The organism is Flavobacterium sp. (assembly GCF_043778725.1).
Classification (GTDB): domain Bacteria; phylum Bacteroidota; class Bacteroidia; order Flavobacteriales; family Flavobacteriaceae; genus Flavobacterium.
This window is the reverse complement of sequence record NZ_JAYWFT010000001.1, coordinates 94,041-111,197: the sequence shown is the minus strand read 5'-3', so window position 1 is coordinate 111,197 and position 17,157 is coordinate 94,041. Positions and strand designations below refer to the sequence as shown.

At 31.2% G+C, this 17,157-nt stretch carries 14 protein-coding genes; 4 read left to right on the top strand and 10 right to left on the bottom strand.

Going from position 1 to position 17,157, the window contains the following annotated elements; all coding sequences use genetic code 11:
* Position 1: 1 nt before the first annotated feature.
* From ACH2CG_RS00490 to ACH2CG_RS00480, 3 genes are all read right to left on the bottom strand, one after another.
* Positions 2-628, bottom strand: coding sequence for a hypothetical protein (locus tag ACH2CG_RS00490; RefSeq protein ID WP_395061108.1), 627 nt, complete (start codon positions 626-628; stop codon positions 2-4).
* A 459-nt stretch (positions 629-1,087) separates the two neighbouring features.
* Complete coding sequence (locus ACH2CG_RS00485; RefSeq protein WP_395061106.1) at positions 1,088-1,747, bottom strand: response regulator transcription factor; 660 nt, start codon at positions 1,745-1,747, stop codon at positions 1,088-1,090.
* Between the two features lie 44 nt (positions 1,748-1,791).
* Entirely contained in the window at positions 1,792-2,826 is a 1,035-nt protein-coding gene (locus ACH2CG_RS00480) for a LytR/AlgR family response regulator transcription factor (protein WP_395061104.1), read from the bottom strand.
* A 793-nt stretch (positions 2,827-3,619) separates the two neighbouring features.
* On the opposite strand from ACH2CG_RS00480, the gene ACH2CG_RS00475 reads away from it, so the two are divergent.
* Both ACH2CG_RS00475 and ACH2CG_RS00470 read left to right on the top strand, forming a co-directional pair.
* Positions 3,620-3,937, top strand: coding sequence for an ArsR/SmtB family transcription factor (locus ACH2CG_RS00475; RefSeq protein ID WP_395061102.1), 318 nt, complete (start codon positions 3,620-3,622; stop codon positions 3,935-3,937).
* A gap of 69 nt (positions 3,938-4,006) precedes the next feature.
* Positions 4,007-4,564 carry a DUF3575 domain-containing protein gene (locus ACH2CG_RS00470; RefSeq protein ID WP_395061100.1) on the top strand — a complete coding sequence of 186 codons (558 nt, stop codon included), beginning with the start codon at positions 4,007-4,009 and terminating at the stop codon, positions 4,562-4,564.
* A 69-nt stretch (positions 4,565-4,633) separates the two neighbouring features.
* Here the strand turns inward: ACH2CG_RS00470 and ACH2CG_RS00465 are convergent, their stop codons facing one another.
* A complete protein-coding gene (locus ACH2CG_RS00465; protein ID WP_395061098.1) occupies positions 4,634-6,178 on the bottom strand; it encodes a glycine--tRNA ligase in 1,545 nt (514 codons plus the stop codon).
* A gap of 96 nt (positions 6,179-6,274) precedes the next feature.
* Between ACH2CG_RS00465 and ACH2CG_RS00460 the strand changes: the two genes are divergently transcribed.
* Together ACH2CG_RS00460 and ACH2CG_RS00455 are read left to right on the top strand one after the other, a co-directional pair.
* Positions 6,275-6,955, top strand: a complete 681-nt coding sequence (locus ACH2CG_RS00460; protein WP_395061096.1) for a ComF family protein — start codon at positions 6,275-6,277, stop codon at positions 6,953-6,955.
* 82 nt (positions 6,956-7,037) lie between these two features.
* Entirely contained in the window at positions 7,038-8,639 is a 1,602-nt protein-coding gene (locus ACH2CG_RS00455; RefSeq protein ID WP_395061094.1) for an Ig-like domain-containing protein, read from the top strand.
* A 93-nt stretch (positions 8,640-8,732) separates the two neighbouring features.
* Here the strand turns inward: ACH2CG_RS00455 and ACH2CG_RS00450 are convergent, their stop codons facing one another.
* The 6 genes from ACH2CG_RS00450 to ACH2CG_RS00425 all read right to left on the bottom strand — a co-directional run bounded on the left by ACH2CG_RS00450 (position 8,733) and on the right by ACH2CG_RS00425 (position 17,105).
* Entirely contained in the window at positions 8,733-9,497 is a 765-nt protein-coding gene (locus ACH2CG_RS00450) for an amidohydrolase (RefSeq protein WP_395061092.1), read from the bottom strand.
* A 59-nt stretch (positions 9,498-9,556) separates the two neighbouring features.
* On the bottom strand, positions 9,557-12,388 hold the full coding sequence (locus ACH2CG_RS00445; protein WP_395061090.1) for a GH92 family glycosyl hydrolase: 2,832 nt from the start codon (positions 12,386-12,388) through the stop codon (positions 9,557-9,559).
* Between the two features lie 39 nt (positions 12,389-12,427).
* Positions 12,428-13,267 carry an endonuclease/exonuclease/phosphatase family protein gene (locus tag ACH2CG_RS00440; RefSeq protein WP_395061088.1) on the bottom strand — a complete coding sequence of 280 codons (840 nt, stop codon included), beginning with the start codon at positions 13,265-13,267 and terminating at the stop codon, positions 12,428-12,430.
* Between the two features lie 113 nt (positions 13,268-13,380).
* Positions 13,381-14,142, bottom strand: a complete 762-nt coding sequence (locus ACH2CG_RS00435) for a succinate dehydrogenase/fumarate reductase iron-sulfur subunit (RefSeq protein WP_395061086.1) — start codon at positions 14,140-14,142, stop codon at positions 13,381-13,383.
* A 94-nt stretch (positions 14,143-14,236) separates the two neighbouring features.
* Positions 14,237-16,246 carry a fumarate reductase/succinate dehydrogenase flavoprotein subunit gene (locus tag ACH2CG_RS00430; protein WP_395061084.1) on the bottom strand — a complete coding sequence of 670 codons (2,010 nt, stop codon included), beginning with the start codon at positions 16,244-16,246 and terminating at the stop codon, positions 14,237-14,239.
* Between the two features lie 19 nt (positions 16,247-16,265).
* A complete protein-coding gene (locus ACH2CG_RS00425; RefSeq protein WP_395061082.1) occupies positions 16,266-17,105 on the bottom strand; it encodes a succinate dehydrogenase cytochrome b subunit in 840 nt (279 codons plus the stop codon).
* Between the last annotated feature and the right edge of the window lie 52 nt (positions 17,106-17,157).

Sequence of the window (17,157 nt, the reverse complement as noted above, 5' to 3'; positions counted from 1 at the left end):
ATTATTCAGTTATACAAGAGTTATAATCATCTAATGCGTCTGATTTACAAAACCATAAATTTGTACAAGCTATAGCGCCTCCAATAAGACCACCTATTCCGCCTGTTAACCCTGCTGCTATAACTGCACCAGCTCCAGTAATAGCAAAATTTCTATTACATCTACTAACAGCAACTTGCCATTGACCATAACAACCTCTTGTAGTGCTATTGTTTGCAATTACATCTTTAAAATCTGAGTTGTTAAATGAAGTTTCAAATGATTCGTTAAACATTTTTAATCTTTTATCTTCATCAGTGTTATAAAAATTTGGGTTTTGTTTCCTAAAATCATTAGTCAAATCTTCACCCTTCTTAATAAGCAAAATTAATTCATTTGAATTTTTAATATTGTTATTAATTAATAGATTATTTAATTCTGTCTCGGTTTTACAATTTGTAAGTTTATCTTGAAAAGATTTTTCTAATTTTAAATCTTTATTTGCATAAAGTTTAGTTACTATTTCTATATCATTCTTCAAAGAAGCATTTGTGTAATCAGTAAGATTCTGTTGAATTGTTGTGTTTTGACCAAATGAAAAACTTGATACTAGAATTGTGGCAAATAAGCCGAAAAAAATATCCTTCATATTAAATTGTTTATTATTCTATTCTTTTTTTTGCGAATAGATTATGTTTTTATTTTAAAATTTTTACTTCAAAATTCAATTTACAAACAGCAATAGTTGTAAATAGCATTATTTAAGGTGGTAAGCCTCTGTAAATTTAGTTTTTTTACCAAGAGTGTTAAAGATATTTTTTTATAACTTTGATTCTATTTTTTTATATTTTACAATTAATGATTTTCAATAATAAAAACATTTTTAATATCTAGCAGGAGTAAATTGATTTAATATGCTTGTATACAATTTATTCCCTAAGAGAAAACTAAAAAGCATTTTTTACATCTAATACTTTATTGGTTAATATCACATTGTTAATATTCAAAAAATAATATCATTTTGTTTATTTTGATTTGACAAATGTAAAGAGGGATTTTCAAACAATTGGTAAGCAAAAAGTGTACATTTTTTAAAAATAAAGTTTTCTTATATTAATCCTATTTTTCTGGCTTCACGTAAAATATCCTCGTCGTTACCTTTGTCAATCCCTAAATACGTCTTAATTATAACTTTTCTTTTATCTACAGCACTTTTAGAAAGATGTAATTGCTCTTGTATGGTTTTGTTCATAATCCCTTGTGAAAGAAATACTATAATTTGTTGGTTGTAACTATCTAAAAGTTTTTTACTTGCCGAAAACACAAATTTATATTTTCTAACTGTTTCACTATGATAACACTCTCCATTTATAATCGTCGTAAAAGCAATAAGAAATTCTTCTGCGTGCATATCATTTTTAAGTAATAATCCGTCTGGCTTACATTCTTCAAGCAATCTATGTAAAATGAATTTTTCGGTATGAGATGTAAGAATAACAATTTTTGCAAAAGGCATGAATTTTCTAACCAAAAAAACTAAATCTTCCCCAGATTTTATTTTTTTTTCAGGAAAATCAGGTAATGTAATGTCAATAAAAACTATATTAAAAAGCACTTTTGGCTCTCCAATGATTATTTTATAAGCATTCTCACAATTAAAAGCTGTAGTAGTTTTAATTTCAAAACCTAGCTCATTAAATGATAAAATTGCTTTATAACCTTCAATTATGGCTGGATGATCGTCGACCATCAGTACATTTAATTCCATATTTTAATTTTTGTGAAACTATGAAATTTTTATAAAACAAAAAATTAAATTTCCAAGTAGTTTCCTGATGCAATTGTAGCAATTATTTCTTCAATGTTTTCTTTGTAAGATTTAGAAAACGGAAGTTTGGTTGTAGTATTTTTAATATGACATACAGCATTTCCTGTGTGAATTCTTGAAACATAATCAATGTTAACAATATAGCTGTTATGAATTCTCACAAAAGGATAACTTAAAACTCCTTCAAAGTGCTTTAGGGTTTTAAAGGCTGTAATCATCTCGCCAGAATTTAAGTGTATATCCGTCGAATTGTTATCTGCCTGTAAGTAACAAATATCTTTCGCTTCTATATACCGGTAATCGCCATAAGATTTTACACATATTATTAGTGGTTTCTCCTTGGTATTCTCCGTTTGAAGAAAAGTAACCGATTTAGCCTCTAAATCATTGTTCTTGAGAACTTCTTCAGTAATGTCACTTTCTTCCTTAACTTGTATAATTTCTTGATTTTGAACGTATTCCTCAATAACATCTTGGCTTTCTATAGAAATCAATTCAATAATTGGATTTTCTATGATTGACGCATTTGGTGCAGTATCGTTCAAACTTTCTACATCTTCTTCGGAAACATTTTCTTCAGAAGCATTTTTTACAATAGATTCAACTGTTTTAATTGCTGTTTGTGGTCTATTTTTACCTGGTATTTCTTTATCAAATCTAAATAGGGTTTTGCGAAGCTCTCTAGTTTCTAACGGATTAATAAAATAATCATAAACACCATATTTAAAAGATTCCCGACAATGATTTTCTGTAGTTGTAGTTATAAAAACCTTGGGAACCACTGTCATGTATCGGTATAATTCATTGATAAAAGCTAAAGAAAGCTTAGATTCTTTATCTAACGGATCAATTTCTAGAAAAATAATGTCTGGATTGTATTCTAAAACAACATCTATTCCGTCATCATAATTATCGGCCATAGCCAAAAATTTCAGGTTTGGAAAACCCTCAGCCGTAGCTTTAGTCTTCAACCTGTTTTTTTGGTTGTCATCAATGATTACAAATGTAAAATTATTCAATTGCCTTACTTTTTTGGGGTAAAGCATTAGATTATTGAACTAAAATTAGTTCTAGGTTAAAAATATAGATAGCTTGGGACTATTTTTATTCGAAAAAATTGTAAAACCACACCTTTTACAACGTTACTAAAGTAAAGGTTTTCTAGATACCTACATAATTTGTATTTACGATTTTTTAACAATCAAACCTTTTTAGTTGAACGGAATATATAGCCGATGAACCACAATAAAAATGTTGTTTTTTCTTACAATATTACAATTTTAAGCAATGCGTAAGAGAATTAATAAAAAATAATTACTATATTGCCACATAGTAATATATAACAAGATAATTTATTTGCAAATTACTCAATATTAAATACATAAGTAAATTTAAATAAAAAATAAAAAAATAAAATCTAGAAAAAATAAAAAAAAATAAAAAAAAATATTTTCAAAAAAGACATCATTACTGTTGTAATTCATTTTTTTATGTACTAAATAATTTTTAATGTTATCAACAATGAAGTTTAGAAAATTCAATTAATTTGAATGAATATAATTTTAAATACATAATTAAAATTGATTGTTTTAACTTTCAATATAAACTAATGTCTTACATAACAAATAATTAAAAATAAAGTCGTGGGTTTTTAAAAAGGCAAAACCTAAAAGATGCTTTATAATTTAAATAAACAATTAAGATGGCTTACTTCATTTAAATTAATTATTGCAAAACATATAAAAAATGATGGATCATTTTCTAAAATAATATAAATTACAATACAAATAATTAAATACTATATATAGCGATATGGGAATCACAAAAACGTTCGGTTTCTCTTTTAAAATCAATGAAATGGCAGATATTTTGAAAGCATTAGGCAATCCTGCAAGGCTTAAAATAATTCAATTTTTAATGACCTCTCCTACTTCTTCTTGTGGCGATATTATAGAAGTTTTACCACTTGCTCAATCTACTGTTTCTAAACACTTGTCTGAATTAAAAAGAGTAAAACTTATAAAAGGGAAAAATAAAGGAAATAATATTTTTTACTCCTTAAACATAAAAACTTGGGATAAAGTGAGAGAATTTGTTTTAACCGAAATTAATTTACCAAAAGAAGATTAAAATTTTAACTTTAAAAAAATAAAAAATGTAAGTTAAAACGCTATTTTTGATCAAACTAAAAACTTAAACATGAAAAAAGCTATTGTTCTATTAACATTATTGTTTATCAATGTTACTTATTGCCAAGAAAAACCAAAAGATGATTTCAAGAAAAACGAAGTCAAATTAAATGCTTTGTATCTAATTTTAGGCGCTTTTGAAGGTACTTACGAACAAGCAATAAATGACGAATCAAGTTTTGGCACCTCATTAACTTTTACGCTTGGTGACGATCCAGATCTTAATACTGCATTTGCTATTTCTCCTTACTATAGATTTTACTTTGGTGAGAAACCTGTTGCCGGATTTTATGTAGAAGGATTTTCACTCTATCAAAGTTTAAATAGAAATTATGACTCTTACACTTATGACACAAACGGAAACTATTCTTATGGTTCTAAAGAAGAAAAAGTAAAAGCATTTGCTTTGGGTATTGGACTAGGAGGAAAATGGTATACAAAACGCAATGTAATGTTCGAAATTGGTGGTGGACTTGGAAGAAATCTTTCTATTTCATCCAACATTCCTAACACGGATTACTCAAGAATAACGGGTAAAATTGCTATTTCTGTAGGATATAGATTTTAAAAAAAACATATTAAAAAAGCCATTTAGATTTAAATCCAAATGGCTTTTTTTATATAAAAAATTAAGAAATTAAACAATCTTCATCAACCAATTTCTCATAGAAACTTCTTCGTTAATAATTCCGCGTAATTCAGATATTGCAACTCTATCTTGTTTCATTGTATCTCTGTGACGAATTGTTACTGTTTGATCTTCTAATGTTTGATGATCTACTGTAATACAAAATGGCGTTCCAAGTGCATCTTGACGTCTGTAACGTCTTCCTACGGCATCTTTTTCATCGTACGCCACGTTAAAATCCCATTTTAAATCGTCAATGATTTTTTGGGCTGCTTCAGGCAATCCATCTCTCTTAATTAATGGAAAAACTGCAGCTTTTGTTGGTGCTAAAACTGATGGCAAACTTAAAACTATTCTAGTAGAACCATCTTCTAATGTTTCTTCTTTTAATGAAGTTGCAAAAACGGACAAGAACATTCTGTCTAGTCCAACCGAAGTTTCTACAACATAAGGAACATAATTAGCATTAGTTTCGTTATCAAAATATTGCAATTTTTTGCCCGAGAATTGTTCGTGAGCTTTCAAGTCGAAATCTGTTCTAGAATGAATTCCTTCCAATTCTTTAAATCCGAATGGGAAATTAAATTCGATATCGGCAGCAGCATTGGCATAATGTGCTAATTTTTCGTGGTCGTGAAAACGGTAATTTTCTTTTCCTAAACCTAACGACAAATGCCATTTTAGACGGTTTTCTTTCCAATATTCGTACCATTTCATCTCTTCTCCTGGCTTTACAAAGAATTGCATTTCCATTTGTTCAAATTCACGCATTCTAAAAATAAATTGTCTTGCAACAATTTCATTTCTAAAAGCTTTACCTGTTTGAGCAATTCCGAATGGAATTTTCATTCTACCAGTTTTTTGAACGTTTAAGAAGTTTACAAAAATTCCTTGAGCCGTTTCTGGACGAAGGTATAAATCCATTGCTGTATCGGCAGAAGCGCCAAGTTTTGTTCCAAACATCAAGTTAAACTGACGCACTTCGGTCCAATTTCTAGAACCAGTTTCTGGATCTGCAATTTCTAATTCTTCAATTAATGCTTTAACATCTTCTAGGTTTCCATCACCTAGAGATTTTCCCATTCTTTCTAGAATTTCTCTCTCTTTAGCAAGATATTCTACAACTCTTGCATTGGTTGTAATGAATTCTTGTTCGTTAAAAGCATCTCCAAAACGAACTTTTGCTTTTTCAATTTCTTTTTTGGCTTTCAGGTTTAATTTTTCGGCATAATCCTCAATTAAAACGTCAGCTCTGTATCTTTTTTTAGAATCTTTGTTGTCAATTAATGGATCATTAAAAGCATCAACGTGACCTGAAGCTTTCCAAGTTGTTGGATGCATCAAGATCGCCGCATCAAGTCCAACAATGTTTTCGTGCATTTGCACCATTGCTTTCCACCAATATTCGCGGATGTTTTTCTTTAGTTCAACTCCATTTTGTGCATAATCATAAACTGCACTTAAACCATCGTAAATTTCGCTTGACGGAAAAATAAATCCGTACTCTTTTGCGTGCGAAACTACATTCTTAAATAAATCTTCTTGTTTTGCCATAATGATGCAAAAATATAAAAGTGAAATTAAATAGTAACATAAATTGCTAATGAATCGCTGATTTTTATATTTTTATAAAATAAAACAGCATTTTATATGATAAAAAGTATTGCAAATTTATTTTTTCCGAGAGCTTGTTCAGGTTGTAACTCATTTTTACTAAAAAATGAAATTGTAATTTGTACAGAATGCCGACATGAAATTCCGCTTACCAATCATCATAAAATTCAAAACAATGAAGTATTTAGTAAATTTTATGGACGAATTCCAATAGAATTTGCTTCGGCACTGATGTATTTTCACAAGAAAGGTATCGTTCAAGAAATGATTCATAAATTAAAATACAAAGGCCATCAAGAAATTGGTGATGCCATAGGATGTTGGTATGGCGAGGAATTAAAATTAGAAAAAAAAATAAAAGATATTGACTTTATAATTCCTGTTCCTTTGCACAAAAAACGTCTTAAAGAACGAGGTTATAATCAAGTTACCGCTTTTGGAAAATCATTATCTGAAAGTCTTAAAATAAAATACGATGACACCGTATTAACAAGAAATGTTTATTCAAAATCTCAAATTTCTAAATCAATTTTAGGAAGAAGCGAAGTTGTTGAACGTATTTTTGGAGTAAATTTTGACGAATCACATCACAACAAACATTTTTTATTAGTTGATGACGTGATAACAACAGGCTCTACACTGGAAGCTTGCAGCAGAGAATTGCTAAAAATTCCGGGTGCAAGATTGAGTATTGTTTGCATGGCAATGACGCAGTAATGGTTTTTAGTTAATTATAAATAAAAAGATTTCATTTCCTCTAAATATAATTGTTATTTTGCATTATGAAAATCATGAATTGATGCAAAAAATTTATTTTAAATATATCTTTCTATTATTGGCAATTTCAGTTGTAAGTTGTGCCAAAAGAGGTTCAATTACTGGTGGATTGAAAGACACTTTGTCTCCAAAAATGGTGAGTAGTTTTCCTAAAAATAGGACAACCAATTTTAACGGAAAAGAAATTAAAATCTATTTTGACGAATATATAAAGCTGAAAAACATTAATAAACAACTTGTTGTATCGCCACCAATGAAGAAGCAGCCCGAAATTTTACCTTACTCAGCAAGTAAATTTATAAGCATTAAAATTAAAGATACATTATTACCCAATACTACTTATAGTTTCAATTTTGGAAAAAGCATTGAAGATAATAACGAAGGAAATCCCTACCAACAATTTAAGTATGTTTTTTCTACAGGAAGTTATATAGACTCATTGTCGCTAGATGCTAAAGTAAAAGATGCTATTGCATTAAAGGTTGACAACTACGTTTCATTGATGCTTTATGAGGTGAATGAAAAGTATAACGACTCTACTATTTATAAGCAAGTTCCTAGATACATAAGCAATACATTAGACAGCTTGAAGGTAGTAAAATTTGACAATATCAAGGATGGAAAATACCAACTTATTGCGGTTAAAGATGTAAATGGAAATAACAAATATGACCCTAAAACTGATAAAATAGGATTTCAAAAAGACTATATAACCTTACCTAATGATACCCTTTATGAATTGGAATTATTTAAAGAAATACCAGTTTTTAAAGCTGTAAATGTTTCTCAGGCATCGGGTTCTAGATTTACTATTGGGTATGAAGGTAATGCAAAAGACATAAAATTGGCGGTGAAGAAAGGCGGTAAAGAAATACCATTTGTTGTCAGTCAATTTCCTAAAAAAGATTCTCTACAAGTATGGGTAAACGCTATAAAAGGTGATTCATTGGATATTGCTATTACAAAAAACAATTATAAAAAGAGTTTTTTATTAAAAATAAAGGCTCAGAAAAAAGATACAATTGGTTTTTCTGCAGAGCAAAGTGGCGCATTGGCTTTTAGAAATACATTTACCATTAATACCGTAACTCCATTATCTAAATGGGATGAAAGCAAAATGAAATTAATCAATAAAGATTCGGCAGTTGTAAAATTTACTACCGAGTATGATGCCCAAAATCAGAAGCTGAAATTTAACTTTGAAAAACAACCCTTAGAAAAATATAATTTAAAAGTCTTTCCTGGCGCAATAACCGACTTTTACGAGAGAAAAAATGATACTTTGTCTTATGATTTTACCACAAACAACACATCTGATTATGGCAACCTACGCCTTGTTTTAGAAAACGTAAAACGCTATCCAATTATTATTGAATTAACAGACAAAGAAGGTAAAGTTTTAGCATCACAATATTCGGAGAAATCTAACAATATTGTTTTTGACTTATTGGAGCCTACACTTTTTACAGTTCGTGTAATTTATGACGACAATAAAGACAGAGAATGGACACCAGGAAGTTTCATAGAAAAACGCCAAAGCGAAGAGGTTATTTATTTCCCTAAGCAAATTGATGTTAGAGCCAATTGGGATGTTGAGCAACCATTTGATATAGGTACTAAGTAAAGAACGAGGTTTTAAATACAAAGATGAGATAAGAGAATTGAAATACTGTTTACGAATATTGAAATATGAGAAACAGAATACGAAATTTGGAGTTTATATTAATTTAAAGTTGTCTTTGTCGTTTAGGAATGCCAATTTTTTTCTAGTTTCTAATAGTTGGTTTTTATCTAATTCTACTATAAAAACTCCTTCAATTTCTTGTGGTTCTTGTATGTAATTACCAAGAAAATCTACAACTTGTGAATGTCCAACGTATTCGTGATTATTTGCATCGGTTCCAACTCTATTTACGCCTATTACATAACTCATGTTTTCTACGGCACGTGCTTTTAACAAAATATCCCATGCGCTTACACGTGGTTTTGGCCAATTGGCAACATATATTAAAACATCGTAATCTTCAACATTTCTTGCAAAAACCGGGAAACGCAAATCGTAACAAATTAGTGGACAAATTTTGAATCCTTTATATTCGATAATTAATTTTTCTTTACCAGATGTATAAACTTTGTCTTCACCGGCTAAAGTGAAAAGATGTCGTTTATCATACGTTTGAATTTCTCCTGATGGAAAAACAAAAACCAATCGGTTGTAATAATTGCCGTTTTCTTCGATTACTAAACTTCCTGTGATAGCGCAATCTTTTTCTTTTGCAGTTTCTTTTAGCCACGAAATTGCTTCACCTTGCATGGTTTGTGCTACATTTTTTGGATTCATTGTAAAACCAGAGGTGAACATTTCGGGCAGAACTATCAAATCGATATATTGCGAAATAGCATTTATCTTTTCTTGAAGTAATGCTTTGTTTTCATTGGGATTTTCCCAAGATAGTTTAGTTTGGATTAAGGCTATTTTCATAGTTTTTGGAACGCGGATGAAACGGATTCACTTTGTGAAAACGCGGATTTTCGCGGATTTTATTTAATTGTTATTTCATCTATAAAAATAAATGCTTCGCCTTTATCATAATAGCCAATATGCCATTCTGGAAGTCTACCGAAATTGTAAGCTTTCACTTTTATGTATCTTGCATTGATTGGTTTTGCTGATTTGAAATTGAAATCTTTAATGGTGTTTTCCTCTTTTTTGGTATCAACATCATTGGCGACAGCTGTTATTAATGTAAAATTGATATTATCTGATGAACTGTAATATTCAACTTTGGTTGGCATTAAAATCCAAGAACGTTGATCTTGTAGAAAAGTTGCACTAAAATTGGATACATTTTTCTCAGATTGCAAATCAACAATTGCCTCAAAATCTTGACTTTGATATCCTTGCCAATCGCCTTTTCTCCAGTTGGTAGAACCATTAATTCCGTCAATCAAACCTTCGTTTCCTCCAGCATGATATTGCGGATTGTATTTGGATTTGATGTCTATGGTGTAATTGTTTGGTTTTTTGAAATAGGTTGCTGAAATTTTTTGACTTCCTCCTAATCCACTTTCTAAATCAACAACCGAATAAGCTGTTACTTTTGTTGTTTTATTTATCTCAAAAGGCTGACTATAAACTTTAAATTCTGAATTATTTTGAGTTCCATCTTCAACTTTATATTTAATCAAATTAGGTCTGTAATCTTTATCGAAATTATCTGTTTCCATTGAAACAATAAGTTTTTCTTTAAACGATTTACTATCAGCATTTATTAATGGCACAGATATTATGATTTCATAGGTTAAATCACTGAATTCAACAGGTAATTTTTCAATTCCCAAATCAGAAAAAACATGATTAAATGGTTTATCAATAATTCTTTTTCCTTCCTTTCCACAATTTATAATAATATTTTTAAAATAAGGTTTTGAGGTACTCCAAATTTTATCGCCTGGCGTAACCGCATAAATTCCCATAGAACTCAACACATACCAAGCACTCATTTGTCCGCAGTCTTCATTTCCTATCAATCCATCTGGTGAATTTTTGTAGAAATTATTTAGTATGAAATGTACTTTTTCAGTTGTTTTTTCTGGTTTTCCAATATAGTTATACAAATATGCCATGTGATGACTTGGTTCGTTTCCGTGAGCATATTGACCAATTAATCCTGTGACGTCCGCTTGTTCTCTACCTGTAGTTTTACTTTCAGAATTGAACATTTCGTCAAGTTTGGCTTCAAATTTATCGTTTCCGCCATAAGCTTCAATCATTCCAGGAATATCTTGTGGCACAAAAAATGAATATTGCCACGAATTTCCTTCCGTATAATTATTATTGATTTCTTTGGCATCAAATGGTCTGTCCCAACCGCCATTTTTCTTAGGTCGCATGAAACCAGTATTCCAATCGAAAATGTTCTTCCAACTTTGAGAACGCTTCATGAAGTATTCATAATCTTCTTTTTTATTTAAAATTTCAGCCATTTGAGCAATACACCAATCGTCATAAGCATATTCTAATGTTTTAGAAACGCTTTCGTGCTCGTCATCCATCGAAATAAAACCTTGCTTTTTATAAGCATCCAAACCCAAATGATCTAACATAGCAGAATGTTTTGCTGCTTCAAATGCTTTTTCATAGTCAAAACCGGTAATTCCTTTCGCCATTGCATCTGCCATTACCGAAACCGAGTGATAACCAATCATACAATCGGTTTCATTGGATGCCAATTCCCAAACCGGTAATCTTCCGCCTTGTTCGTATTGTTTTAAAAAAGTATTTATGAAATCGGCAGTACGTTTCTTTTCGATTAATGTATATAATGGATTTGCGGCTCGAAACGTATCCCAAAGAGAGAATACTGAGTAATAATCAAATCCTTCTGCTAGATGAATTTTATTATCACGTCCTCGATACTTCCCATCAATATCTTGAGCAATATTGGGCTGAACCATTGTGTGATATAAAGCCGTGTAGAAAATCGCTAGTTTATCTTTATAAGATTCTGTAATCTCAATTTTAGATAATTGTTTGTCCCAAAGCTGTTCGGCATCTTTCTTAACTTTATTGAAATCCCAACCTTTTATTTCGGACATATTCAATTTAGCACCTTCATAACTTGTTGGCGAAAGCGATACTTTTACTAAAATTTTTTCGTGTATTTTAACTTGTTTTGAAAAAGCAATTTTTAAAATTGTACCAGAATAAAAGTCTTTTTTGTTTTCTTGATTGGCATCTACTTTAGAAATTTGCATCGGTTTATCAAATTCAATTCTTGCATAAACGTATTGATCTTTTGCCCAAGCTTCACTTCTTCTTAAAATTTCTATGGTTTTATTATCGATGATTTTTATATCGCCATATAGCAATTTGTCTCTATGATTTAAATCGAGAATTATATTGGCTTGACCAGCTTTATTAAAAGTATATTGATGAAATCCAACACGAGTTGAAGCGGTTAAATTAACATCAATATTATGTTTATCTAACTTTACAGAGTAAAATCCGGCAGTTGCTTTTTCATTCGAATGTGAGAATTTAGAACCATATTCTTTTGGAGTAAAGTTTGGTTCTCCCATAGTTGGAATTAACATAATATCACCATAATCGGTACAACCAGTTCCGTTTAAATGCGTGTGAGAAAATCCGTAAATCACAGAATCGTCGTGATGATAACCCGAACATCCATCCCAACTTCCGTCAATTCTAGTATCTGGAGAAAGTTGTACCATTCCAAACGGAACTGTTGCGCCAGGATAAGTATGACCATGTCCGCCAGTTCCAATCATTGGATTAACGTATTTGTGAAAATTTTGTCCGAATGATATTATTGAAGTGAATAGAAGCAACGATAAAAATAAGTTTTTCATTGTGTGATAAGTTGGTTTTCCAAAGATAAAAAAATGCTTTTAATTAAAATTTATTTCGGCGTAAACTGGCAAATGATCTGATGGATATTTCAAGTCTTTGGAATCGCTTAAAATAGCAAATTTATTAACTTTCAAATTATTATTTTTCGATAAAAAGATGTAGTCAATTCGTTTTGTAACGGCTTCATTGTGTTTAAATGCATTGAAAGTTCCTGATGGACCAAATGGTTTTTCTACAGAAACATCATAACTGTCTAACATTTCCTTTTTTAAATTTACAATTCGTTCTTCCGATGGTTCTGAATTGAAATCGCCCATAAAAAATACAGGATAATTTTTAGCATTCAAAGTTTTAATCTTCGAAAGAATTAATTTAATTGAATTTGTTCGTGCCAATTCACCAATATGATCAAAATGTGTATTAAAAACCCAGAAGATTTGTTTGGTTTTTTTGTCTTTCAATAAAGCATAGGTACAAACTCTATTCAGCGCAGCATCCCAACCTTTGGACATGACTTCTGGAGTTTCTGACAACCAAAAAGTGCTTTCTTGCAATAATTCGAATCTATCTTTTTTGTAAAATATATTGGACGATTCTCCTTTTCCTATGCCATCGCGACCGATTCCTACATAATTATATTTGGGCAAAGCCGATGCTATAGCAATAACTTGATGGGGTAATGCTTCCTGAATTCCAAAAACATCTGGTTCATAAAATGCTAGTTGGGAACAGAAATAATCTTTTCTGTTAGACCAAGCGTTTTCGCCATCACTTACCAAATCTAAACGAATATTATACGTCATTAGTTTTAGATTTTGTGCCTTTGACGAATTACTAAAAAGTAAAATTACAGTTGCTACTAAAAGAAATTTCTTCATGTTAGTTGAAATACAAAGATTTGAATTGTAAAGATAATTGATTTGGTATTTATCCAACAAAAAAACGCATCCAAATTAATGAATGCGTTTTAGATATTTTGATAAGCAGTTACTTACTTAATACTAGCTTTTAAATATTCTCTATTCATACGAGCTATGTTTTCTAGAGAAATTCCTTTCGGACATTCTACTTCACATGCTCCAGTATTAGTACAGTTTCCGAAACCTTCTTCGTCCATTTGACGTACCATGTTTAACACACGATTAGTAGCTTCTACTTTTCCTTGAGGTAACAAAGCATATTGTGATACTTTTGCTCCAACGAATAACATTGCTGATCCGTTTTTACAAGTTGCAACACATGCGCCACAACCAATACACGCTGCTGCCATAAAGGCTTTATCTGCATTGTCTTTTGCAATTGGAGTTGCATTGGCATCGATTGTTCTTCCAGATGTATTTACCGAAACGAAACCACCAGCTTGTTGAATTCTGTCGAAGGCACTTCTGTCAACGACTAAATCTTTTACAACTGGAAACGCTTTACTTCTCCAAGGTTCGATAAAAATAGTATCTCCATCGTTGAATTTTCTCATGTGTAACTGACATGTTGTTGTTCCAGTATCTGGTCCGTGAGCACGTCCGTTGATGTACAATGAACACATTCCGCAAATTCCTTCGCGACAATCGTGATCAAATGCTACTGGTTCTTTTTTCTCGTTTATTAATTGCTCGTTCAATTGATCAAGCATTTCTAAAAACGAACTTGCAGTAGAAACATTATCTAATTTATAAGTTTCCATGCTACCTTTAGCTTTAGCATTTTTCTGACGCCAAATTTTAAGGTTTATATTGATATTTTTTGCTGAAGACATAATGTATTTTTTTTGAGTGATAAGTTATTAGTAAGTAGTGATTAGCTTTAAAAACTCTCTTGATCACTAGTTACTCTTTACTTTTCACTAGTTACTATTTGTAATTTCTAGCTGCAATTTTGATAAACTCGTATTTCAATTCTTCTTTGTTAAGAATTTCTTTGGTAATGTCATAACCCATATATTCCCAAGCGCTTACGAAAGAAAAATTCTCGTCGTCACGAAGTGTTTCACCTTCTGCATCTTGATATTCTTCACGAAAGTGTCCGCCACAAGATTCTTTTCTTTGTAGTGCGTCCATTGCCATTAGTTGACCTAAATCGATAAAATCGGCAACACGAAGTGCTTTTTCCAATTCTTGATTTAACTCATCTGAACTTCCTGGAACATAGACATCTTTGTAAAATTCTTCTTTCAAGGCTGCAATTTCTGAAATAGCTTCTGTTAATCCAGCTTCATTTCTTCCCATTCCAACTTTATTCCACATAATTAATCCTAAACGCTTGTGAAAATGATCCACAGTTTTAGTACCATTATTATTTATAAATTTATCTATTGATTCCTTAACTCTGTTTTCTGCATCAGCAAATTCTTGAGTATCTGTTGCGATTTTACCTGTTCTAATTTCATCTGCCAAATAGTTAGAAACTGTGTAAGGCAAAACAAAATAACCATCGGCTAAACCTTGCATTAAAGCAGAAGCTCCAAGTCTGTTTGCTCCGTGATCAGAGAAGTTAGCTTCTCCAGCAACGAAACAACCTGGAATTGTAGATTGTAAATTATAATCTACCCAAACACCACCCATTGTGTAGTGAACTGCTGGATAAATTTTCATTGGAGTTTCATACGGATTCTCATCTGTAATTTTTTGATACATTGTAAACAAGTTACCATATTTTTCTTCCAACCATTGTTTTCCTAGTTTGGTAATTTCTTCATCAGTTGGATGATGATTTCCTTTTGCATAAGCAGATTGGCGACCTTTATTTTGAATTTCTGAAGAAAAATCCAAGTAAACACCTTCATTAGTATCGTTGGCTTCAATTCCGTGACCTGCATCACAAACTTCTTTCGCTGCTCTTGAAGAAATATCTCTTGGAGCTAAATTTCCGTAAGATGGATATTTTCTTTCTAAGTAATAATCTCTATCTTCTTCTGCTATTTGAGCTGCTTTTAATTTTCCTTCACGAATTGCTTGCGCATCTTCTTTTTTCTTTGGAACCCAAATACGACCAGAATTACGCAATGACTCTGACATCAAAGTTAATTTTGCCTGATTGGTTCCGTGAACAGGAATACAAGTTGGATGGATTTGAACAAAACATGGATTGGCAAAAGCTGCTCCTTGCTTGTGAATTTTCCAACCAGCAGTAACATTACTTCCCATAGCATTTGTAGAAAGGAAATAAACGTTTCCATATCCACCAGTTGCTATAACTACTGCATGAGCTGAGTGTCTTTCTAATTCACCTGTAACTAAATTACGAGCAATTATTCCTCTTGCTTTTCCATCTACTTTTACTAATTCTAGCATTTCATGACGGCTAAACAATTCTACTCTTCCTAGACCAACTTGTCTAGATAAAGCCGAATACGCTCCAAGCAACAATTGTTGTCCTGTTTGTCCAGCTGCATAAAAAGTACGTTGAACTTGTGTTCCACCAAAGGAACGGTTATCCAATAATCCACCATAATCTCTAGCAAAAGGAACTCCTTGCGCTACACATTGGTCAATTATATTAGATGAAACTTCTGCTAAACGATGAACGTTTGCTTCACGCGCTCTATAATCACCACCTTTAATGGTATCGTAAAATAATCTAAAAGTACTATCACCATCATTTTGGTAATTTTTAGCAGCATTTATTCCACCTTGTGCAGCAATTGAATGCGCACGACGTGGTGAATCTTGAAAACAAAATGCTTTTACATTGTAGCCCATTTCGCCAAGCGAAGCTGCAGCTGAAGAACCTGCAAGACCTGTTCCAACAACGATAATATCAATTTTTGGTCTATTGTTTGGAGCTACTAATTTTAAATGATCTTTATAATCGGTCCATTTATCTGAAATAGGACCTTCTGGTATTTTTGAATCTAACTTCATAATATATATCTGATGTTGATTATTTTAAGAAAAAGTGAATGTAAACTGGAATAATAGCGAATAACAAAGGAACAACTATTGCAAAAGCAGCTCCAGCTTTTTTAATTCCAGGAGTATATTTTGGATTGTTTAATCCAAGTGATTGAAAAGCACTACTAAAACCGTGTAATAAGTGAAACGATAACGTTATCATTGCTAAAACATAAAGTATTGTTGCAATTAAACCCCATTTTGCATCTTTGAAAAAAGCTACTGTTATTTTATGAAGATCTTTGTAACCATCACCCATTTTAACATTTGCAACTTTGTTATAAAACTCAGTTTTGTTTCTAATTTCTAGTCCAGCTTGTACAAGTTGAAGACTGTCTTTTGGAAAAAACTTACCGGTATCTGTGGTAATATAATATTCTAATTTTTGACCTGCATTTTCAACTACAACAGTTTGCAAAGGCATCTTTTTATCAAAGTGCATTACAGCCCAAAAGTTTACCATGTGGGTTATTATAAAAACTAAAATAATTGTACCAAGAACAGCCATATTTCTAGAAGAAAAGCTACTGTTTTTACTTGGATTGTTTTTTGCATAACCAATTGGTCGTGCCTTTACATTTTGATAAGTTAACATGAATCCATCGACCGCATGGAATAAAATAGAAATGTAAGTAAGGTAAGAAAGTAATTTTACAGCTGGATTTGAAGTCATAAATAACGCATATTGATTAAAATGTGATGCGTCGCTAAAAATCAATTGAAGATTTCCAGCTAAATGTCCTGCCAAAAACAAGCATAAAAATAAACCTGTAAGAGCCATCCAATATTTCTTTGCGATGGATGACTTTAAAAGTGCAGATTTTGCCATAAGATTGTATAATTTATTTTAAAAAATCAAACAAAAATACAGCATATTGTTA